The sequence below is a fragment of the Roseibium sp. HPY-6 genome (genome assembly GCF_040530035.1).
Classification (GTDB): Bacteria; Pseudomonadota; Alphaproteobacteria; order Rhizobiales; family Stappiaceae; genus Roseibium.
Genome location: NZ_JBEWCD010000003.1, coordinates 648,901 through 669,984, shown reverse-complemented (window position 1 = coordinate 669,984; position 21,084 = coordinate 648,901). Strand labels below are relative to the sequence as shown.

Genomic DNA, 21,084 nt, shown 5'->3' with positions numbered 1-21,084 from the left:
CTGGTGTCCGGAGTGCGGATTTGAAAGCGTTGGCGGACCAGGCTGATTCCCGCTATAAACTCTGAATAAAAGAATTCTCGCAATACAACCAATGGGAGAAATTCAAAATGCAGACCGCTGCAGACCGTCGCGCCACTTTCAAGGCTCTACACGAAAAGGGACGGGCTTTCCTGATGCCCAACCCGTTCGATATCGGTTCCGCCCGCATTCTTGATGGCATGCGCTTCGATGCCCTGGCGACATCCAGCGCTGGCTACGCCTGGACGCAGGGGGTCCGGGATGCCGAAGGCCTTATCACTCGCGATGCGGCGCTCAGCCATGCGGCGGATATCATCAGCGCAACCAGTCTGCCGGTGAATGGAGATCTTGAAAACGGCTTTGGCGACAGTCCAGAAGATGTCGTCGCAACCGTCGAGGGAGCCATCGAAGTCGGCCTGGCCGGGTGCTCCATTGAGGACTACACGACAAAACCGGCCAACCCTTATTATCCGCTTGAAGAAGCCGTCGAACGCATCAAGGCGGCTGTTGACGCCAAGAACCGCATCGCGCCGGATTTTGTCCTGACGGCACGCAGCGAAGGTCCGGTAAAGACCCAGCATGAGCTTGATGAGACGATCAAAAGACTGAATGCCTTTGTCGACGTCGGAGCGGACTGTGTCTACGCACCGCAATTAAAGGACAAGGAACAGATCATGGCCGTGCTGTCTGCCGTCAAAACACCCATGAACGTGCTGGCAGGCCGCAAGAATTTCCATCTTACGCGAAAAGAACTCGCCGATATGGGAGTTGCGCGGGTTTCCATCGGCGCCGGACTTGCGCGCATTGCCCTGGGTGCTTTCGTCGCCGCGGCGGAAGACATGAAGGACGGCGGTTCTTTCGGCTGTTTCGATCGCGCACAGGGAATGAGCGACTTTGAATCCTTCATGAAAGCCCGGCCCTGACGCGAATGGAACCGGCAGAACCTGCAATCGACCCGAAACGGGCTTTGCCGCAAGATGAGGCGGCCATTCGCGATCTCGCACGGCGTGCCTATGAGAGATTCATTCCGGTGATGAACGCAGTCCCGCTGCCAATGACGGCCGACTATGGCGCTCTGATCCGTAGTGCAGAAGTTTGGGTTTTGCGCGCCGGTCCGGACATCGCGGCAAGCCTCGTACTGGTTCCACAGGACGATCACCTGATGATCGAGAGCATCGCCGTTGACCCTGATTGCCAGGGTGGGGGTTTTGGGCGCCGGATGCTCGAATGGGCACATCACAGGGCACAGCAGTTGGGGTTTTCCGAGCTACGGCTTTATACGAATGTGCTGATGCAGGAAAATCGTGCCTGGTACCAGCGCGCCGGCTATGTCGAGACCCACGAGGAACAGCGCGGCGATAAGCGCATCGTTCACATGCGCTTTCAATTCGAACCGGACAGCTAGCCCGTTGCCCAGTAGGTCAACACGATCGGAAGCGTGACCAGCGTCAGGCAGGTGGACACGAATATGAACGCGGCAACGCCGTGCGCTTCCTCCGGCTGGTGCTGGGAGATGGCAAGATAAGTCGCTACTGACGGCGGCATGAAGCAGAGCAGGATGATCACGCTTTCGATCGTCGCATCGAGTGTCAGGACGTGTGTGATCGCGAAGGCGGCAATCGCCGAGATCCCGATATGGGCTAGCGACAGTATGACCGCGCGGGAGACCCCGCTCAGTTTCAGCGTTTCCAGGCTGTGGCCAAGGGTGAGCAGCATGATCGGTATTGCCAGTCCGCCGAGGATCTCAAGGCTTTCATCGACCGGATCTGGGATTTTCCATCCGGTTGCCAGAAGAATGAGAGCAATAAATACGGCATAGACTACAGGTTGCCGGGCCAAGGCTTTGAAGTCGGGCTTGCCCATGGGGATCGCAATGCCGATCGTGAAGATTGCCGTGAGAACCACAACGATAAACCCGATCGCAACGGCCGCCCCCTCGGCTCCAAAGGCAAGGGTCGCCACCGGCAGACCAATATTGCCAACATTGGAAAGCATCATCGGCGCGAGATAGGCCCTGATCGAAATGCGCATCAATTTCAGGATCGCAAAACCAAGCAAGCCAAAGATTGCGACCATCGCAGCAGCAGCAGCGAGGACCGTCAGAAAGGTTTGCAGCGCAACGTGTTCTTTTGCCAGATGAGACAGGATCAGCGTCGGATAGCCGACATTGGATACAAGCGATCCGAAGAGTTTCCGGTCGAATGGCGCTTTGAAATAAGCCAGCGCATACCCAAGCAGCACACACAGAAGAACAGGCACCATGACATTGGCGACATGTTCGATGATACCCGTCACGCTGCTCCTCCCAACCCTGCCGTTGTTCCAAAATAGAATTTAGGTGTGAGGCGAATCAACTCTCCCGGGCACTATTCAGGCCGTTCCCCGACATAAGCTGCGCGCGGGCGAATTTTCTCATGAGAAGCATATTGCTCCAGAGCGTGCGCGATCCATCCCGTCATGCGACCGGCACAGAAAATGATCTTCCCTGCGTCCCTGGGCAGTTCATAGGTTTTCTGGATCACGGCGAGAGCCAGATCGATGTTCGGCGGTAATCCGAACAGATCGTCAGCAGATGAAATCAACCCGGGCAAGCGCTCCACAAAGGGGTGGCCGCTTTCCGTCCGGAACAAGATGTCGAGCAGGCAGTCGGCTCGCGGATCGCGTCCCTGATAGACGGAATGTCCAAAGCCGGGCAACGTTTCGCCGCGTGCGAGCCGATCCGCCAGCAAGGCTTCGATATCCGTATCCGGCTGGATCTCCGCAAGCCAGGCCGTTGCGCGGTCCGGCGCTGCGCCGTGCCTGGGCCCTGCAAAGGCACCCAGACCCGACAAGAGGGCCGCATGAAGTGGCGCGCGTGTCGACGCCGCGCATCTGGCCGTAAACGAACTGGTATTGAGTTCGTGGTCAGCGCATAGCACCAGCGCCGCCCGGATCAGGTTTTTGGCAGAGGCTGAAACGCCGAATGCAGACGCAATCTGTGTGTGGATCGGGACCGCGACAGGCTCTTTACCCAGGAGAGCCGCTACGGAATAGCGCAGCAACGCGGCTCCTTTTGCCTGTAGCAGTTTGGGCGCGAGTGTATAAGCGGCCTTGTCCTGAAGCGGCCAGGCGGCCAGCGCCATCATCAGCCGGTCCAGGGCACCAAGACCTGCGGGCAACACGGGTGGCGGCTTGGGTATGTTGTTGGCAAACGGATCGTCACCCGAGGCCCAAAGCAATGTTGCAACAGTCTCGAGTGTCGACGTTTCGGCCAGCTCTCTTGCCAGTCTGCCGCGGTAGACCGGCCCCTCCTCGGAGATCAGTGTCAGCTCGGTTTCCAGAACAGGGTCCCCTGTCAGGGGTTTGGCTCCGGTGTGGTCCTCGACCTGCCGGCGTCCTTTCAAACGCCGCACATCCGCCGCGTCGTACCGCCGCTTTTTTCCGGGTCCGGCGACCGACGCAATAAGGCCCCGGCTGACATAGGCATATAGCGTTGCAGGCTGGACGCCGAGTTCGGCAGCGGCCTCCCGCGCGGAAAGATAGATGGGCGTGCTCATATATTGATTTTAATTGTCAACATTGATCAATGCAATCTCAATCCATTATCAGGCACGGATTAAAAAAGGAGCTGACCATGACAGAAGTGCCAAATCCGGCTCACATGACCCAGGATCCGATTGCCGGCCTGGAAGGGATCGTTGCCGCTACCACCAGTCTGAGCGATGTCGACGGTGAAGAAGGCCTGCTGATCCTGCGCGGATGCAAGATAGAAGACCTTGCAGGCGAGGTGCCGTTCGAACAGGCGGTCGCCCATCTCTGGCAGGGCCTCGTTGACACGGATCCGCATGCTCTCAGGCTTGCGTTTGGAGAAGCACGCATTGCCGCCTTCGCGCTGGTTCCGCTTCTGGAAAGCGCGCCGGAGAAACTGTCCATCTATGAACGCATGCAGCTCGGGCTCAGTGCACTTCCGCAAAATACCGAGCGGGACGCTGCAATCGCAATCACAGGGGCGCTGCCGGTGCTGCTGGCGGCGTCCTATCGGCTCGCAAGCGGGCAGCGTGCCCTGGCACCTGACAGTTCCCTGCCGGCCGCAGCCGATCTTCTGCGCATGCTGACAGGCGAAACACCACCCGCTTCCCGGGTGGATGCGCTCGATCGGTATCTCGTCACGATCCTCGATCACGGCCTCAACGCCTCCACGTTCACGGCGCGCGTCATTGCATCGACACAAGCGGACATGAAGCATGCGCTTCTCGGTGCGATGGGTGCTCTAAGTGGTCCGCTTCACGGCGGGGCCCCCGGGCCAGTTCTTGACATGATCGACGCAATCGGCGCACCCGAAAATGCCGAGACCTGGATCAGTGGCGCGCTCGCGCGAAAGGAACGTCTCATGGGCTTCGGACATCGGATCTATCGCACCCGGGATCCACGCGCGGATGTTCTCAAGGCCGGGCTCAGGCTGCTGGGAAACGACAATCCGAAAGTCGGGCTGGCTGAGGACATTGAACGCGCGGCACTTGCAGCGCTGAAAAAAGCAAAGCCGGATCGCCCGCTCGACACCAATGTGGAGTTTTACACCGCTGTGCTCCTGGATGCGATCGGCATAGACCGCTCCCTGTTCACGCCGCTCTTTGCCACCGGGCGCACACCAGGCTGGTGTGCTCATGTTCTGGAGCAGCAGCGAAATGGCAAACTCATTCGCCCGGCATCACACTATGTAGGGCCAATGCCGGAGTAGAGTTCAATAGGAGAAGAAACCCCAATATAGCTGCCCCGGCCTTAAGCCGGGGCCTCGGTCCCTCAAGCTGAGGGTTCCGGATCAGGCCCGGGACAGCATCCAATAACGCTCAGATGCGCTGGATGGCCTAGCCGGCCATCTCCGCTTCGCGGACGGCCAGCTCGATCTCATTGATCAGGCCTTCTTCAAGGCCAAGCCGCGCCGCCAGCATCTGCAGGTAGGCCCGTTCCGCCGGGTGATCGGGATCAATGGCCAAGCGCGAAGCAGCATAGATTTCAGCTGCTGTTTCCGGGCAACTTGCACTGGCAACGACCTTGTCGAGATCAAGCGGCGATCTCAACTCGTCCATCAGGAAAGCCTTGGCTTCGCTGTCGAGACCAGCTTCGTCGATCTTTTCGAAGATCCTGTCCTGTTCCTCCCGATCGATATGACCATCGGCCTTTGCCGCCGAGATCATCGCCGTCAGAAGCGCAACGGCAAACTGGTTTTCGCCGCCAGGCTGCTGTGCGGGATCGAATGCGGTGCCGCGCGGGGCTTCCAGCGGGATCGGTTCATCCTGCGGATACTGCGGGCGCGGGGCGTTCTGCTGGTTTGCCTTGTGGCCCTGATAGGCCTTGTAGGCAAGTCCGGCCACCAGGGCGAGGCCACCGTATGTTACCGCTTTCTTGCCGATTTTCCGGCCGGATTTCGAGCCGAGCATCAAACCGGCCAAGCCGCCAAGCGCAAGACCGCCGCCCTGCGAAGAAAGAAAATCCTTGCCCTGCGATAGGAGATCTCCCGATCCACCGCGCTGGGCAGCCGCGCCGCCGCGGCGATCATACTGGCCGCCGGACTGACCCCCGGACTGGCCGCCCATGAACTGGTCCAGCAAGGATTTTGCGTCAAACATCAATAGCTCCCTTCAACGGCCCCTCGCGGGGCAAATCACAGTCGCCCTAACAAATGGGATTTTCTGTCGATCCCGCAAGATTGCGTTACATTCGCGTACAGTTTTAAGCTCATCGTGGCCGACCGGAAATCGAAATCTATGGCAAGCAGAAAGATGCAAACAGCACTGCCGATCGCTCAATTGGCCTTGGCTGCCTTTGTCTGCGCAAGCACTTCGGCACCTGCGTTTTCCAGCGAAAAGGCAGATCCCTATACTGCAGTTCAAGACGGCGATTTGAAGGACTCTTTTGTCGAGATGCTGGCTTCTGAGGGCGTAAGCTCAACGGGAAAACTCGTGTCGTTCCATGGACCCGCAGTGCGTTCCGAACGACCGGACGAACAGGTTTATGTTCACGTCGTTCAGGATCGCGGCCTTCCCACAGGCGCCAAGTATCCGACCTTTGTCTTCAAAACCGTTGGCGGTCTAGATCGACCTCTTCTTCTTTACAAGACGAGCGCCGGCACGCGGCTCTACACACACCCCGAGGGTCTTCCAGTAAGCGGATGCCTGATCTCTGCAGAAAAAGGCTATTCGGACGTTTGCCTGGCCGATGTTGAGGGAAATCCGGCACAGGAACTGCCCGGCCTTCGCAAGGACTTCTGGTCGGACCTGATCAAGCTGTTCGGTCTGTAAGGCCCATAGGGCACAGGTCAACTCCAGCGATGCGGGATCCGAGACCCGAGTCGCTTCTATTTCAAAGGCAGCAAGTTGTCGTCCTTCAGTGTTTCCATCGCGATGGAGGACCGCACATGCTGGACCGCCTCCTGCGGCAACAGATCATCGTTGATGATGCGGCTCAGGCTCTTGAGATCCGGGACAATGATCTTCAGCATGTAATCGACGTCGCCTGTCAGCGTGTGCGCTTCCTGCACCTCCGGCATGGCTATCACCACATTCCGGAATTTTCGCGCATTTTCCTTGCTATGCGCGCCCAGCGTAACGCCGATATAGGCAGTCACCGTCAGCCCGAGCGCGTCCGGACTGAGAGCTGCCCGATAACGGCGAATGACCCCGTTCTCTTCCAGTTTCTGCCGCCGCCTGGAGACCTGACTTGGCGAGAGGTTGATGACTTCGCCCAGTTCGGCATTGGTCAGTGCGGCATTTTCCTGAAGAGCAGCAAGCAGCTTCACGTCGTAACCGTCTAGCGCATCGTTCATGCGTTTTCTTTCTTATTGGCACACGCTCTGTGCATAAGTTTACGCGAAATCACGTGGATTGCACACACCCTGCGCGTTCTTCGCGGCATTCTTTTTTCAATGACCGCTCTTCAAAGGAGGACACCCGATGGGACCGTTTCCGCACGATGCGCCGCCGGCGCAGATAACGCCTCAAAATCCTGCCGGAACAGACGGCTTCGAATTCGTGGAATTTGCACATCCGGAACCGGAGAAACTGGACGCATTGTTCCGCCGGATGGGATATCAGCCGGTTGCGAGGCACAAGACCAAGAACATCACTCTGTACCGGCAGGGCGACATCACCTACGTGCTGAACGCGGAAGCCGGCAGCCATGGCATGAAGTTCGTCGATGAGCACGGCCCTTGCGCACCCGCAATGGCCTGGCGTGTTGTGGACGCTGAACATGCCTACAAGCATGCGGTGGCAAACGGTGCGACGCCCTATGAAGGCGATGACAAGACGCTGGACGTACCGGCTATTGTCGGCATCGGCGGATCATTGCTCTATTTCGTCGACACCTATGGCGAAAAGGGGTCAACCTATTCTGCCGACTTTAACTGGCTGGATGACGTCGATCCTAAACCTGAAGGCGTCGGCTTCTATTATCTCGACCATCTCACCCACAATGTCTTTCGCGGCAATATGGACAAGTGGTGGAACTTCTACCGCGACCTCTTCAATTTCAAGCAGATCCACTTCTTCGACATTGATGGCCGCATCACCGGCCTTGTCAGCCGCGCAATCACAAGCCCCTGCGGAAAGATCCGTATTCCGCTCAACGAGTCCAAGGACGACACGAGCCAGATCGAAGAGTTCCTCAAGAAATATCGCGGCGAGGGTATCCAACACATCGCGGTCGGCACAGACAACATCTATGACAGCACCGACAAGCTGGCTGCCAACGAACTGAAGTTCATGCCGGGACCCCCGGAAACCTACTACGAGATGTCGCACGACCGGGTTCAGGGTCATGACGAACCGATCGACCGCATGAAACAGCACGGTATCCTGATTGACGGCGAAGGCGTCATCGACGGCGGCATGACAAAAATCCTGCTGCAGATTTTTTCCAAGACCGTTATCGGACCGATCTTCTTCGAGTTCATCCAGAGAAAAGGCGATGAAGGCTTCGGCGAGGGCAATTTCCGAGCCCTGTTCGAGTCGATCGAGGAAGACCAGATCCGCCGAGGCGTTCTGAACACCGAGGCTGCCGAATAGGCCGGGATCCGACAATCAACTGCATTTCACATCGACCGCCTTTCATCTTGAGAGGCGGTTCCGTTTTTTATTTTCCGGTTGCTCGTTAGTGATTTGGAGCTTTTGAGAAGAAACGTTTCATTTTGGGACGGATTTTGGCCATCGACGCACAACCCTCTGTTGCCTAAGTAATTGTATTTTTTATATTTTCAAAAAATTTTTTCACAGCCAATTTTGTAACTATCTGATTTAATTGAACTTTCACGAATACCCGCTAAGCCTCTGAAATTTTTTCGAATTTTTTTTGATTTTCCGTGGAAGAACAACGGCCTCGGTGGGTTTTGTTTTACAGAGGCTGCCGTGTAGGCCCTCTGTTGCATTGTCTAAGCACACTAACTTTCACCTCCGCGTTCGCGCGGAGGTTTTTTTGTGTCTGTGCGCCTATCAGTCTTTCTCAACGCCGCACTTTCTTTTCCAGAACATCCCAGACCATGGCTGCAACGTCCGGGCCACCGAGATTCTGGATGGCGCGGATGCCGGTCGGTGCGGTGACGTTGATTTCCGTCAGACGCCCATCGATCACGTCGATGCCAACCAGTATCAGCCCCTTTTCCTTTAAGCTGGGTCCAAGGCGGGCGCAGATGCCGCGCTCGGTTTCTGTCAGATCGCTGTCGGTCGGAGCACCACCGCGCACCATGTTCGAGCGCAGGTCGCCTTCGGCAGGTACACGATTGACCGCGCCGGCAAATTCGCCGTCAACGAGCAGGATGCGCTTGTCGCCATGCTTCACATTGGGCAGGAACTGCTGAATCACCCAGGGCTCGCGGAACGTGGCATCGAAGAAGTCATAGAGTGAGCCGTAGTTGAGATCATCCCGCGTGATGCGGAAGACGGCGGCTCCACCATGCCCGAACAACGGCTTCATGACGATGTCGCCATATTCTTCGCGAAAGAGATCAATCTCCGCCCGATCCTTCGTGATCAGCGTCGGCGGCATCAGGTCGGCGAAGTCGGTGACAAAGAGTTTTTCTGGCGCGTTGCGAACTTCTCTCGGATCGTTCACAACCAGCGTGTCCGGGTGGATTTTTTCAAGAATATGGGTTGCGGCAATGTAGGACAGATCGAAAGGCGGGTCCTGACGCATCAGCACGACATCCATCTCGCGCATGTCCATCCGGGTCTTGTCACCGAGCGTGAAGTGATTGCCCTTCTCGTCACGCACTTGCACCGGTTCCAAGGCGCAGAAAACCTCATCTCCACGCAGTGACAGCCTCTCGGGCGTATAGTGAAAGAGTTCATGTCCTCGCGCCTGCGCCTCCAACATCATGGCAAAGGCGCTGTCGCCCGCGATGTTGATCGACGAGATATGATCCATCTGGACCGCTACTTTCAAAGCCATGAAGCAACTCCCGGCAGGGGCGCTGACAAGCGCAGGGGGATTTCAGAACGATTGGTCCAGATATGCGTTGGCGATCGCGCTTTGTCCAGTGGCCGGAGGTCGCAACTTTGTTACGCGAACCTTGAAACGCTGTCCCCGGACGCCCCCTTTATCGAAGTTTGAAATATTCAGCCTATTCCCAAGCCTCGAAAGCACTTTCGATGCGCTCCGGCAACGCCCAGGGACGGATAACGACAATGTCGAAGCGGAGCGTGAAAAACCCGGCCTTCGGGTGTTCGGCGACGAAGATCCTTGCCGCGCGTGAAATGCGCTTCTGGCTCGCCGGCGTGACGGCCTCCAGCGCAGCCTCTCGCGTCTTGCGCGCTTTCACTTCAACAAAGGCGACCGTTTTTCGTTTCTTGGCAATCAGGTCGATTTCGCCGGCTTTCGTCTTATACCTGTGCTTTAGGATCCGCCATCCGGTCAGACGCAGATACCAGGCCGCCCAGGTCTCCGCGTTCAGACCCAGCGCATACGCCTTGCGGCGTCTGTCCGGCCTGTTGCCGCCCTGCAAGCTCAGGTTCCTCCCGATTTCAGATCGAGTGCCCGCTTATAGACATCGTTCCGGTCAAGGCCGGTCGCCCTGGCGACTTTCTTTGCCGCCGCGCTGACCGGCATGTCACTCAGAGCTTCGATCAGAAGGGCGTCAAGATCGGAGACCTCGGCTTCGGGCTTGTCTTCCGGCGGTCCGACGAGGATGACGATTTCGCCCTTGACCTGCGTTTCCTCGAACCGCCCGGCCAGTTCTGCAAGCGAACCGCGCTCAAAGGTCTCAAAGCGCTTGGTGAGCTCACGCGCAACAACCGCGTCCCGACCTTCACCAAGCACCTTTGCCATCAGCTCCAGTGTTGCCCCGGTCCGATGAGGCGACTCGAAGAAGACCAGCGTCGCACGAATTGCCGAAAGTTCCTCAAGCCGCTTGGATTTGGGGCCGCCTTTTTGCGGCAGGAACCCGGCAAAGAGCACCGTGTCGCTTGGCAAGCCTGACGCGACAAGCCCGGCAAGGGGCGCAGATGCGCCGGGGATCGGAATCACTTCGTATCCGGCTTCAAGAACCGCGCGGACAAGCCGGTAGCCAGGATCGGAGACCAGTGGCGTTCCGGCGTCGGAGACCAGGGCAACGGCCTGACCGGCATCGAGTTCCGCAAGGATCCTGGGGCGTTGCTTTTCGGCATTGTGCTCGTGATAGGCCAGGAGGGGGGTCTTCAGGCTAAATTTCTGGGTCAGGGTTGCCGTGACACGCGTGTCCTCGCAGGCAATCAGCGCACTCGCGGCCAGCGTTTCCAACGCGCGGACCGTTATGTCCCCAAGGTTACCGATCGGGGTGGACACAATATAGAGCGCCGGCTCCAGATTTGGCGCGGAAAAGGCGTGTTCGGAGAGACTGTAGCGATTCTTGTCCGCAGCGATGACGGTTCCCATGAAGTCTCCCTTCTGTTCCTGCCGGAATATGGGTCTCCTGCCTGCGCTAACCGCAGTGGGTGCCTGATGCAAGGTAAATCCACTGTTCTTAAAGCAGATATGCCACTGAAAAGCCGCTAAAACTGGACATTCTTCCGGTGAAACCGTAAGTCTTCCCTTCGGTGGAAAAATAAAAATGGCAAGTGCAATGCGGTGCAAAACCGGACAGCAACAGAGACGGCAGTTCCTGAAAGTGGCGCTCGCCTGCAGCAGCGCGCTCGCCCTTTCCGGATGCCTTGGTTCCTCGCTCGGGTCGCTCCCGGGCGATCAGGTTCAGCCGACCGGCCAACCGGAGACGACAGGCGAAGTCATCGGAACCGGCAGCGTACGCGTCGGTCTGCTCCTGCCTCTGGGCAGCAGCGGCGGTAACGCCTCCATCGGAACGGTATTCAAGAACTCTGCTGCGCTCGCGCTCCAAAATTTTCCAAACGCCGACGTCCAGTTGCTGGTAAAGGACACCGGCGGCACGGCTGAAGGCGGGCGTAGCGCGGCACAGTCCGCCATTTCAGAAGGTGCGGAGCTGATCCTGGGCCCCGTCTTTGCACCGGCAGTTTCAGGTGCGGCAGCTGCAGCGCGTGCAACCGGCGTGCCTGTCATCGCATTTTCAACGGACACGTCCGTCGCTGCGCGCGGCGTCTATCTGCTGAGTTTCCTGCCAGAGACCGACATCAAGCGCATCATCGGATATGCCAACAGTCAGCAGAAAAGGTCCTACGCGGCGCTTATTCCGGAAGGCTCTTACGGCGCAGTCGCCGAAGCCGCTTTCCGTCAGGAAGTCGGACGCGGCGGCGGCAGGATCGCGACCATACAACGTTACCGGATGACCGTATCGGATACTTCCGACCTCGTTGCCAAGGCCTCTTCGCTCAACTCCGTCATAAACAGTATCGACGCCCTGTTCGTACCGGCTGGAGGAACTGTTCCGTCACTGGTTATGCAAACGCTGGTGAGCCAGGGCGCAAGCATCGGCAACGTCAAGCTGCTTGGTTCCGGCCAATGGGATTCGGCGCAGGTCAAGAACAACCAGATACTTACAGGCGCCTGGTTTGCCGGTCCAGAAGACAAGGGCTTTCAGGGCTTCGCACAGCGATACCAGAGCACGTACGGTTCACCACCGCCACGCAACGCCAGCCTGGTCTATGACGGCGTGACCCTCGCCGCCGGGCTGATCCGCTCTGCGGGCCCTCAGCGTTTTCAGCAGAGCATCCTGACCAATCGGGACGGATTCATAGGCATAGACGGGCTGTTTCGCTTCAAATCGAACGGGCTCAACGAACGCGGCCTTGCCGTCTATCAGATCACCGGCCGGGGTACTGAAGTGATTTCCCCGGCGCCGAGAGATTTCCGCACCGGTTTCTGATACATCTTCGGCATCGGGAGTAAAGCGTCCATGCTCAACGGCAAAGAGATCGTCTTGGTGATCAGCGGCGGCATTGCCGCCTACAAGTCGCTGGATCTGATCCGCCGGCTCAAGGAGCGTGGCGCGCGCGTTGTCCCCGTCATGACATCCGGTGCGCAGGAATTCGTGACACCCCTTGCGGTTGGCGCTCTCAGCGCGGAGAAGGTTTTCACGAACCTGTTCGACCGCGAGGCTGAGCACGATGTCGGCCATATTCGCCTTGCGCGCGATCACGACCTCATCCTGATTGCGCCGGCAACCGCCAATCTGATGGCAAAGATGGCGCACGGGATCGCCGACGACCTCGCAACCGCAGTTCTGCTGGCAACTGACAAGCCCGTTCTTGTTGCTCCGGCGATGAACCCGAAGATGTGGCAGGACCCGGCAACACTTCGTAATGTCGCCGCACTTGAAGAGAGCGGTGTCCGCTTTGTTGGTCCGGCCAGCGGCGAAATGGCGGAAAAGGGCGAAGCCGGTGTCGGCCGCATGAGCGAACCGCTGGAAATAGTTGCCGCAGCCGCGGACCTGTTGCGCGAAGACGCAATCAAACAGGATCAGCTGCCCCTTGCGGGCAAACATGTCCTGATAACGTCCGGTCCGACGCATGAACCCATTGACCCTGTCCGCTATATCGCCAATCGATCGTCGGGCAAACAAGGTCATGCCCTGGCGGTTGCCGCCTATGAAGCGGGCGCACGGGTGACGCTTGTGTCCGGTCCGGTCGACCTGCCTGATCCGGACAATGTTGAAACGATCCACGTTGAATCGGCTGCGGAGATGCTCAACGCGGCCAAAGCGGCATTGCCAGCCGATATCGCAATTATGGCGGCCGCCGTTGCCGACTGGCGCGTCGCAACGGAAGGATCACAAAAAATCAAGAAGGACGGCAGCGGCAAGCCGCCGGCGCTCGAACTGGCCGAAAACCCGGATATCCTGTCGACCATCGGCCATCACGCGAGCCTGCGCCCAAAACTGCTGATCGGTTTTGCCGCCGAGACCCAGAACCTGATCGACAACGCACGCTCGAAACTTGAGCGCAAAAACGCAGACTGGATTATCGCTAATGATGTCAGCCCCGAAACAGGCATCATGGGCGGCGACGCCAATACTGTTCGCCTCGTCAGCCGAACCGGTGTTGAAGATTGGCCGAGAATGGCGAAGGGCAATGTCGCACGAAAGATCATTGCCAGGGCTGCGGCAGCTTTGAACGGGCAATAACGCCGGGTTGTCCGACAGGGCCGAATTTCAAGCAGCAAAGCGGAAATAGCTCATGCTGATTGAGCCGTATTCGTAGCTTCTGTGCAGCAGTTCGGGCGGCGCTCCGCTTCCTGCGGCGCCAAGCGCAAAGAACAGAGGCAGCAAATGTTCTTCCGTCGGATGATTGCGGCGGAACCCAGGCGCTGATTCAAGGTCGGTGAAATAGTCGATCGAACCTTTCTCGAGACCCACGTCGAGCCAATTGTCGAAATCAACGGCCCACTGTTGCGCGCTTGAACCCTGCGGATGAATTTCGCGAAGATTATGTGTCGTGCTGCCGGACCCGATGATCAGGACGCCCTGTTCCTTCAGCGGCGCGACTGCCCGGCCGAGGTTGAAGACGGTTTCCGGTGTACTGCCATTGGGCAGCGAAAGCGCGGTTACCGGCACGCCGGCACCGGGAAACGCAAGTGACAACGGTACCCATGCGCCGTGATCCAGGCCCCATTCGCTATCAAGTTCGACATCGTAGCCTGCCGCTTCCAGGCGTTTTGCAGTCTCGTCGACCTGATCCTCGACCGCATTCGCCGGGTAGGAAATGTCATAGAGTTCGGCGGGAAAACCACGGAAATCGTGATAGGTGCGCAGTGGGCCTGGTGCTGAAAGCCTCAGGCCCTCGGTTTCCCAATGAGCAGACAGGATCAAGATGCCTTTTGGCCGTTTTCCTTCACTCCCGAAGGATTTCAGGAAACGGCTTGCCTCCGTGTCCGCCAGCGCCAGTGTCGGCGCACCATGGGCAAAAAAGACGGGTTGGATAGGCTCCGGGGCTGTTTTCATCGGCTCACTTCTTCACTCAACAGGCGTACTGATCTCAAGATAAGCCAGGCTTGCTGAACGAGAAGGTCACTTTTAGAAGAAGGGCTGTTCCAGATTCAGGAACAATCACGACATAAAAAAACCGCTCCCGAACCTGCGGAAGCGGTATTGCATTTTTGAATGTTCATCAGGCTCAACGATAGCCGACATTAATAAGCTGAACGCGCCGATTGATCCCCGAATCCGGCTTGGCTGGATCCCTGAGCTGTTCCTCACCGAGGCCAACCGCCTGAAGATATTCACCGGGAACCTGAAAAGTGGTCACCAAAGCTTCACGCACCGACTGGGCCCGCTTGATTGAAAGCTCGAGATTGTAATCGCGCGGACCTGTCGCATCGGTATGGCCGACAATGAAAAAAGTCTGCCCCTGCAGGTAGGGCGTGTGCAGGGCATCAGCGATCAGACCCACGGTTTCGTAGGATTCCGGCCTGATGCGCGCGGAGTTCAGATCAAACGTGATTTCAACGTTGAACTGTCGCAGAGACGCGAGCTTGTCCCAGAGCGGAAGGTTGGCAGGCGCATTTGCTCCGGGATATTTCTGGATGTTTTCAAAAGCTGCTTTTTGCAGTTCATCCGCACTGACATCGACTTCCTGTTGGGCGCCTTGAAGCGAATTGATGATTTCGTTGCGGCTAAGTTTGGTCTGTGCGGCTACGCCAGACACGCTAACGGCAACAAATGCAGCCGACAGACCGGCGAGCAGATACTTTTTCATGATAGTCCCCCAGGAAACGTTAGCGGTATCCGGCCAGATCAATGGCGGTGTTGCATTTCTTGCTGACGGAAGGCTGTGCCTTCAGGAGGCAGCGCAGAACATGACCGGCACCCGGTTTCACGCCCTTGCAATATTGTGCAGCATCGCGCTGGCAGATCTTGGGGGCGGCAGCCTGCGCCGCAAGACGCTCCTGAATGAGCGTGACCACAACCGCCCGGTCCGCATTGCATTTCTGGGAAACCTTGGCCTGATTCTGGTCCAGACACTTGCCGATACCATTGTTCGCCAGGGTCGCAGACTTGCAGTAGGTTTCAATGTCCTTGCCACAACTTGCCGACAGGATCTTGATTGCCTCGGCAAAGCCCACTGTCTGCGCAAAGGCGGCAGGCGCAGTCACCAGCAACATGCTCGTTGCGAATGCGAAAATCATGCGTCTCATGTTGCAAATCTCCCAACCAAGGCAACATTACGATGGGTCAGAGTGTTTCAGGAGATTGCCTAAACTTCAAGGCGTTAGCGGAAAAATATGCGAAGGAAAACAAACCCTTGCCAATCTTGACAAGTGTTGTCGAATATCGTCCTTCGTCTCGATGCAAACAGGGGATGAACAGATGCGCGTAACTCTGGAACTGAAACGCCTTGATCATGGCAAAGACCTGCCCTTGCCCGCCTATCAGTCGGATCTTGCAGCGGGCATGGACCTCATTGCCGCCGTTGATGCGCCCGTTACACTCGCGCCAGGCAGCCGTGCCCTTGTTCCAACGGGATTGTCGATGGCCCTGCCGGCAGGTTTTGAAGCACAGGTCCGGCCCCGGTCGGGTCTGGCAGCCAAGCACGGCATCACCGTTTTGAATACACCCGGAACAGTGGATGCGGACTACCGTGGTGAAGTGAAGGTCATCCTGATCAACCTTGGTGACGCGCCGTTTGAGATCGTCCGCGGCGAACGGATCGCACAGATGGTCATCGCCCCGGTGTTGCAGGCAACGATCGAGGAAGTCGATGAACTGTCGGACACGGCGCGCGGCAGCGGCGGGTTCGGTTCAACGGGGCGCGGTTAAGGGAAACAGGGATGGACCCAAGTCTTATCATTTTCGATTGCGACGGTGTTCTCGTCGATACGGAACGGTTGACGAACCAAACCATGGCATCGCTCATCACAGACCTTGGCTTTCCAATGACCGGCCCGGAATGCCAGCAGCGCTTTATGGGCAGGCCTCTCGAAACCATCCAGAACATGATCGAGAAACTGGTCGGTAAAGAGCTGCCCGGCGACTGGCCGGATCAGGTGCGAAAGCGCGATCTGGACAGCTTCAAGGCCGGGGTGTCGCAGATACCCGGCATTACCGGTGTACTGGATTATCTTGACACAAGGGGAACGCCCTATTGCGTCGGCTCGTCCGGCAAATACGAAAAAATGCATGCAACGCTCGGCAGCTCCGGTCTGTTGCCGAGACTGAAAAACAAACTCTTTTCCTCGCAAGACTGCGACAACGGCAAACCGGCACCGGATGTCTTTCTGCTTGCTGCGCGCACGATGGGTCATGCCCCGGAAGACTGCGCAGTCATCGAAGACAGCCTTCCAGGTGTTCTGGCCGGAAAGGCGGCCGGAATGCGAGTTTTCGCATTTGTCCACGATCCGGCATGCGACCGGGACGCCTTGCGAAAAGCCGGTGGTGTGCTCTTCGAGCACATGGAAGACCTGCCCGGCTTGCTCTTTTCCAATCCGTGAAGACTTTCTGCGAGCCGGTTTTGCCCTTAGAGTTTTGCGGGACGAAAGCGCCAGAGACATCTCAACAGATGGTTCGAGGCGCATCGCAAGATATGACGCCGCTGAACCGGCGTCCGACAAATCAGGGAGAGATGTCATGACAATGAAGACGAGCGGCCGGGGAAAAATCTATTCTTCCATTACCGAAACGATTGGCGACACGCCGATTGTGCGGCTGGACAGGCTCGCCCAGACCCATGGTGTCAAAGGCACTCTTCTGGCCAAACTCGAATTCTTCAATCCGATCGCAAGCGTCAAGGACCGCATCGGCGTCGCCATGATCGAGGCCATGGAACGGGACGGCAAAATCGCGCCAGGCAAATCGACGCTTGTGGAACCGACATCCGGCAATACCGGTATCGCGCTAGCCTTCGTTGCCGCCGCCAAAGGCTATCGGCTCATCCTTGTCATGCCGGAAACCATGTCGGTCGAGCGCAGAAAAATGCTGCTGATCCTTGGCGCAGAACTGGAGCTGACCGATGGAGCCAAGGGCATGAAAGGCGCTATCGCGCGCGCCGAGGAACTCGTGAGCGAGATCGATGGTGCTTTGATACCGCAACAATTCGAGAATCCGGCCAACCCGGAAATTCACCGCAACACGACGGCGGAGGAAATCTGGAATGACACCGACGGCTCAATCGACGTATTCGTCTCCGGTATAGGCACCGGGGGTACGATTACAGGTGTTTCCCAGGTGCTCAAGCAGCGTAAACCGGATTTGCATGTGGTCGCCGTCGAACCGACCGATAGTCCGATCCTGTCGGGCGGCGAGCCCGGACCTCACAAGATCCAGGGCATCGGTGCGGGCTTTGTGCCCGGCGTTCTGGATACCGAGGTCTACGATGAAGTCGCAACGGTCTCCAACGACGAGGCCTTTGCCATGGCCCGGGAAGTCGCAAAGTTGGAGGGCTTGCCCGTCGGTATCTCATCCGGCGCTGCCCTGACCGCTGCGATCAGGGTCGGCCAGCGCGACGGCATGGACGGCAAGAACATCGTCGTCATCATCCCCTCGTTTGCAGAACGCTACCTGTCGACGGCCCTCTTCGAAGGGCTTTGAGGCGTGGTCATTGCAATTGACGAAGAAAAACGGAGTTTCTCCTACAAGTGCGACTGTTGCGGTATCGCGCATGAAGAGGCTGTCGTTCGCAAACGATGAGCCGCTCCCAGCGACAGGATTCCTGAAACGAAAGCCCCTTCCAACGACCGTTAGAGATTGCGCAATGAAAGCTTGAGCAGGTTTTCTACCAACGCCTCAACATCAGTGGGCCAATATTCCTGCGGTCGCGGGTGGACAGCACCGGCATCGATAGTCGGCTGGCAAGACAATATCGGCTCACGCCATCGATCGGGAATGGCGGTACGCCCTTGCGTAGCGCCCAGCAACGCGCCGCAAATCGCAGCATTCGTGTCAGTGTCACCGCCGCTCCCAACCGTCCAAATTATCGCGCTTTCTAGCGTATTGCCTGTAAGAAGATGAAAAAAAGCATTTTGAAATGCTGTGAGAACCCAACCCATTTGATCGTAGAATTCATATGGTGGTTCAGATTCCGCGCTCCTCAGTCGCTCACGGACAACTTTTGAACCCAGTGCTGTACCGGGACAACAGTCAGCATGTTCGAACGCCGTCTCCCACATGATCCTCGGGCTATTTCCAGCTATTCCGCTGGCAAGTGCGGCAGCAAAGGCTGCATTTGCGGACCGACATACAGGATGAGGATGGGTCAGAGCAGCATCGAGAACGGCAACTTTGGCCGCAAGCGACGGGTTACCAGCGGCAAATACTCCCACTGGACTTATTCGCATCAACGCGCCATTCGCCTGACTTTCCGAGTTCGTCCGTTGTCCATTGGACAGTGCCGAAATACCGTGGGAAGTGGTCAATCCGATGTCGAAGGGACCAGACTTCCACCAGCGAATATAGGCTTCTGCCACGCTGGTTTCTTCGAATGTGCCTTTTGCCACAATGGTCCGAGCGAGCGCCAAAGCCATTTCACTGTCGTCGGTTGGCTGACCTGATATCAGATTCCAGGTACCGCCATCCTTCAGATCCCGTACGCCTTCGGGATAGAGGTCCGCTATTTCCAATGCATCTTTGAATTCAACGAGAGATCCGAGCGAGTCGCCGGCAAGCTGCCCCAATAAACAGCCGCAGGCACGATCCATTATTTCTTCGGAGATGATTTGCAATCATCGCTCCTTAAGCTTCGAGATGCGTTTCAAAAAATAGGATTTGGAAGCTGGCTGTTTTTGAAGCGACGTTCAACGAAAAATACAATTGAATGAATCTTGCAATTTATTCTGCGGGCAAGTCTTTCTTTGTTTTGGAATTCTCCTCTCTTGCTGCCGTTTGTCAGGCGACCCGGCCGAAGAGCCGGGTCGCCTTGTCATCACGACAGGTGATGGACCTCCTGAAGGCCATAGACCGGCGTTTCCAGTCCTTCCATCCGTGCTTTCAATTGCAGGGACAGGAATTGCGAATAGTGGCGCGATTGGTGAAGATTGCCACCATGGAACCACAGGGCGTCCTGCTGTGTCGGTTTCCACATATTGCGCTGCTCGCCTTCCCAGGGGCCGGGGTCTTTGGTGGTGTCTGAACCCAGACCCCAGACCTTGCCGACCCGGTCAGCCATTTCCTGTCCCATGAGATCGGCGACCCAGCCGTTCATCGAGCCATACCCCGTCGCATAGACGATCACATCAGCTTCCAGTTTGGACCCGTCGTCGAGAACCACGCCGTCTTCGACCACTTCGGTCACCTGACCCCTTTTCAGCTTGATTTCGCCGTCAATGATAAGCTGGCTTGCACCGATATCGATGTAATAGCCAGACCCACGGCGCAGATACTTCATGAAGAGGCCGCTGTCATCATCGCCCCAGTCGAGCCAGAAACCGGCCTTTTCAAGTCCGTCATAAAAGTCCGCGTCGCGTTTCTTCATTTCCGCATAAGCCGGTATCTGGAACTCGTGCAGAATGTGGTAGGGCAGCGAGGCGAAGATCAGATCGGCTTTTTCGGTTGTCATTCCGGCGCGCACCGCTTCTTCGGAGTAAAGCGCTCCCAGCCCGACATCCATCAGCGTGTCGGAACGGACAATATGTGTCGACGACCGCTGAACCATCGTCACGTCGACATCATTTTCCCAAAGCGCTGCACAAATGTCGTGTGCCGAGTTGTTCGAACCAACGACGACGGCCTTCTTGCCGCGATAGGCGTCGGGCCCCGGATGCTTCGATGAATGATGCTGATCGCCGCGGAAGGTTTCCATGCCCGGGAATTGCGGGACATTCGCCTTGCCCGACATACCGGTCGCCATCACAAGCTGCTTTGGCCGAAGCGTGATTTCCTCACCGTTGCGTTCAACGACGATGGTCCATTCCTTGGTCGCCTCGTCATAGCTTGCCGATTTGGCGACGGTTCCGGTCCAATAATTCAGCTCCATGACCTTGGTGTACATTTCCAGCCAGTCGCCGATCTTGTCCTTCGGGCTGAAGATCGGCCAGTTCTCCGGAAACTTGATGTAGGGCAGGTGGTCGTACCAGACCGGGTCATGCAGGCAGAGCGACTTGTAACGGTTGCGCCAGCTGTCTCCGGGGCGGTCGTTCTTTTCGACAATGATTGTCGGAACTCCGAGTTGGCGCAGGCGGGCTCCAAGGGCAATGCCACCCTGGCCGCCACCAATGATCACGCAATAGGGCTGAACCGTATGCCCGAGTTCGGCGTCTTCGCGCTCGCGCTCTTCCTTCCAGGTCGGCCTGTGTTTGCCGGCACCGTGCTTGGCACCCAGCGGCCTCTGAAACCCTCTGGGTTCCTCGTGACCCTTCAGTTCGACCATTGTCGTCAGGAGGGTCCAGATCTTGTCATCCTTCAGGCGGATCAGACCAAAGCAGCGCGCAAGCTTCGTTTCGAACTGGATCCAGGCCGTGACAATGCCGCCTTCCTCGGTCGGAACCTCGCCTTCCGCCAAAGTCCAGTTGCTGGGCGCAATCGTGCTCAGCTGCCGGGTAAGCATATCCCGGACCTGTTCCTTTCCCTCTACGGTCTTGATGTTCCATGTGAAGGCGACAAGGTCGCGCCAGTAACAGTCGTCCTGAAAGAGATTGACGGCTTCTTCGATGTTACCGGCTGCCAGAGCATCGCCGAAGGTCTTCAAAAAAGTCTCGGTCTGGTGAACCAAAGGTGTGTCGAGCATT

At 57.5% G+C, this 21,084-nt stretch carries 22 protein-coding genes; 10 read left to right on the top strand and 12 right to left on the bottom strand.

Annotation, left to right across the window (positions count from 1 at the left end):
* The first annotated feature begins 107 nt into the window (after positions 1-107).
* A complete protein-coding gene (locus ABVF61_RS29155; RefSeq protein ID WP_353997116.1) occupies positions 108-941 on the top strand; it encodes an isocitrate lyase/PEP mutase family protein in 834 nt (277 codons plus the stop codon).
* A gap of 5 nt (positions 942-946) precedes the next feature.
* On the top strand, positions 947-1,423 hold the full coding sequence (locus tag ABVF61_RS29150) for a GNAT family N-acetyltransferase (RefSeq protein ID WP_353997115.1): 477 nt from the start codon (positions 947-949) through the stop codon (positions 1,421-1,423).
* Here the strand turns inward: ABVF61_RS29150 and ABVF61_RS29145 are convergent.
* Together ABVF61_RS29145 and ABVF61_RS29140 are read right to left on the bottom strand one after the other, a co-directional pair.
* Entirely contained in the window at positions 1,420-2,313 is an 894-nt protein-coding gene (locus ABVF61_RS29145; protein WP_353997114.1) for an AEC family transporter, read from the bottom strand. The genes ABVF61_RS29150 and ABVF61_RS29145 overlap by 4 nt on opposite strands.
* A gap of 71 nt (positions 2,314-2,384) precedes the next feature.
* The gene (locus ABVF61_RS29140) at positions 2,385-3,554 is read right to left on the bottom strand and encodes a citrate/2-methylcitrate synthase (RefSeq protein ID WP_353997113.1); all 1,170 of its coding nucleotides are present in this window, start codon (positions 3,552-3,554) and stop codon (positions 2,385-2,387) included.
* 77 nt (positions 3,555-3,631) lie between these two features.
* On the opposite strand from ABVF61_RS29140, the gene ABVF61_RS29135 reads away from it, so the two are divergent.
* Positions 3,632-4,735 (top strand): citrate synthase/methylcitrate synthase, encoded by a 1,104-nt coding sequence (locus ABVF61_RS29135; protein ID WP_353997112.1) that lies wholly within the window; start codon positions 3,632-3,634, stop codon positions 4,733-4,735.
* Between the two features lie 127 nt (positions 4,736-4,862).
* Here the strand turns inward: ABVF61_RS29135 and ABVF61_RS29130 are convergent, their stop codons facing one another.
* Positions 4,863-5,624, bottom strand: a complete 762-nt coding sequence (locus ABVF61_RS29130) for a tellurite resistance TerB family protein (protein ID WP_353997111.1) — start codon at positions 5,622-5,624, stop codon at positions 4,863-4,865.
* Positions 5,625-5,762: 138 nt separating this feature from the next.
* Between ABVF61_RS29130 and ABVF61_RS29125 the strand changes: the two genes are divergently transcribed.
* Positions 5,763-6,296, top strand: a complete 534-nt coding sequence (locus ABVF61_RS29125; protein ID WP_353997110.1) for a hypothetical protein — start codon at positions 5,763-5,765, stop codon at positions 6,294-6,296.
* 56 nt (positions 6,297-6,352) lie between these two features.
* Here ABVF61_RS29125 and ABVF61_RS29120 read toward each other — a convergent pair whose 3' ends face one another.
* A complete protein-coding gene (locus ABVF61_RS29120) occupies positions 6,353-6,820 on the bottom strand; it encodes an Lrp/AsnC family transcriptional regulator (protein WP_353997109.1) in 468 nt (155 codons plus the stop codon).
* A gap of 127 nt (positions 6,821-6,947) precedes the next feature.
* Between ABVF61_RS29120 and hppD the strand changes: the two genes are divergently transcribed.
* Positions 6,948-8,060, top strand: a complete 1,113-nt coding sequence (hppD, locus tag ABVF61_RS29115) for a 4-hydroxyphenylpyruvate dioxygenase (protein ID WP_353997108.1) — start codon at positions 6,948-6,950, stop codon at positions 8,058-8,060.
* A gap of 433 nt (positions 8,061-8,493) precedes the next feature.
* On the opposite strand, the gene gshB is transcribed toward hppD, so the two are convergent.
* The 3 genes from gshB to rsmI all read right to left on the bottom strand — a co-directional run bounded on the left by gshB (position 8,494) and on the right by rsmI (position 10,899).
* Positions 8,494-9,438 (bottom strand): glutathione synthase, encoded by a 945-nt coding sequence (gshB, locus tag ABVF61_RS29110; protein WP_353997107.1) that lies wholly within the window; start codon positions 9,436-9,438, stop codon positions 8,494-8,496.
* Between the two features lie 172 nt (positions 9,439-9,610).
* Positions 9,611-9,991: a YraN family protein gene (locus tag ABVF61_RS29105; protein WP_353997106.1), complete on the bottom strand. Its 381-nt coding sequence runs from the start codon at positions 9,989-9,991 to the stop codon at positions 9,611-9,613.
* A gap of 2 nt (positions 9,992-9,993) precedes the next feature.
* Complete coding sequence (rsmI, locus tag ABVF61_RS29100) at positions 9,994-10,899, bottom strand: 16S rRNA (cytidine(1402)-2'-O)-methyltransferase (RefSeq protein WP_353997105.1); 906 nt, start codon at positions 10,897-10,899, stop codon at positions 9,994-9,996.
* A 175-nt stretch (positions 10,900-11,074) separates the two neighbouring features.
* Between rsmI and ABVF61_RS29095 the strand changes: the two genes are divergently transcribed.
* A complete protein-coding gene (locus ABVF61_RS29095) occupies positions 11,075-12,298 on the top strand; it encodes a penicillin-binding protein activator (RefSeq protein ID WP_353997104.1) in 1,224 nt (407 codons plus the stop codon).
* 30 nt (positions 12,299-12,328) lie between these two features.
* The gene (gene coaBC / locus ABVF61_RS29090) at positions 12,329-13,555 is read left to right on the top strand and encodes a bifunctional phosphopantothenoylcysteine decarboxylase/phosphopantothenate--cysteine ligase CoaBC (RefSeq protein ID WP_353997103.1); all 1,227 of its coding nucleotides are present in this window, start codon (positions 12,329-12,331) and stop codon (positions 13,553-13,555) included.
* A 27-nt stretch (positions 13,556-13,582) separates the two neighbouring features.
* Here coaBC and ABVF61_RS29085 read toward each other — a convergent pair whose 3' ends face one another.
* From ABVF61_RS29085 to ABVF61_RS29075, 3 genes are all read right to left on the bottom strand, one after another.
* The gene (locus ABVF61_RS29085; protein WP_353997102.1) at positions 13,583-14,371 is read right to left on the bottom strand and encodes a DODA-type extradiol aromatic ring-opening family dioxygenase; all 789 of its coding nucleotides are present in this window, start codon (positions 14,369-14,371) and stop codon (positions 13,583-13,585) included.
* A 172-nt stretch (positions 14,372-14,543) separates the two neighbouring features.
* Entirely contained in the window at positions 14,544-15,125 is a 582-nt protein-coding gene (locus ABVF61_RS29080; RefSeq protein WP_353997101.1) for an OmpA family protein, read from the bottom strand.
* 19 nt (positions 15,126-15,144) lie between these two features.
* Positions 15,145-15,564: a hypothetical protein gene (locus tag ABVF61_RS29075; RefSeq protein ID WP_353997100.1), complete on the bottom strand. Its 420-nt coding sequence runs from the start codon at positions 15,562-15,564 to the stop codon at positions 15,145-15,147.
* Positions 15,565-15,736: 172 nt separating this feature from the next.
* On the opposite strand from ABVF61_RS29075, the gene dut reads away from it, so the two are divergent.
* From dut to cysK, 3 genes are all read left to right on the top strand, one after another.
* Positions 15,737-16,186: a dUTP diphosphatase gene (gene dut / locus ABVF61_RS29070; RefSeq protein WP_353997099.1), complete on the top strand. Its 450-nt coding sequence runs from the start codon at positions 15,737-15,739 to the stop codon at positions 16,184-16,186.
* Between the two features lie 11 nt (positions 16,187-16,197).
* The gene (locus ABVF61_RS29065; RefSeq protein ID WP_353997098.1) at positions 16,198-16,857 is read left to right on the top strand and encodes an HAD family hydrolase; all 660 of its coding nucleotides are present in this window, start codon (positions 16,198-16,200) and stop codon (positions 16,855-16,857) included.
* A 136-nt stretch (positions 16,858-16,993) separates the two neighbouring features.
* Positions 16,994-17,953 carry a cysteine synthase A gene (gene cysK, locus ABVF61_RS29060; RefSeq protein WP_353997097.1) on the top strand — a complete coding sequence of 320 codons (960 nt, stop codon included), beginning with the start codon at positions 16,994-16,996 and terminating at the stop codon, positions 17,951-17,953.
* A 149-nt stretch (positions 17,954-18,102) separates the two neighbouring features.
* Here the strand turns inward: cysK and ABVF61_RS29055 are convergent, their stop codons facing one another.
* Positions 18,103-19,083: an ADP-ribosylglycohydrolase family protein gene (locus ABVF61_RS29055; RefSeq protein ID WP_353997096.1), complete on the bottom strand. Its 981-nt coding sequence runs from the start codon at positions 19,081-19,083 to the stop codon at positions 18,103-18,105.
* Positions 19,084-19,283: 200 nt separating this feature from the next.
* A complete protein-coding gene (locus ABVF61_RS29050) occupies positions 19,284-21,083 on the bottom strand; it encodes an NAD(P)-binding domain-containing protein (protein ID WP_353997095.1) in 1,800 nt (599 codons plus the stop codon).
* Position 21,084: the final 1 nt, after the last annotated feature.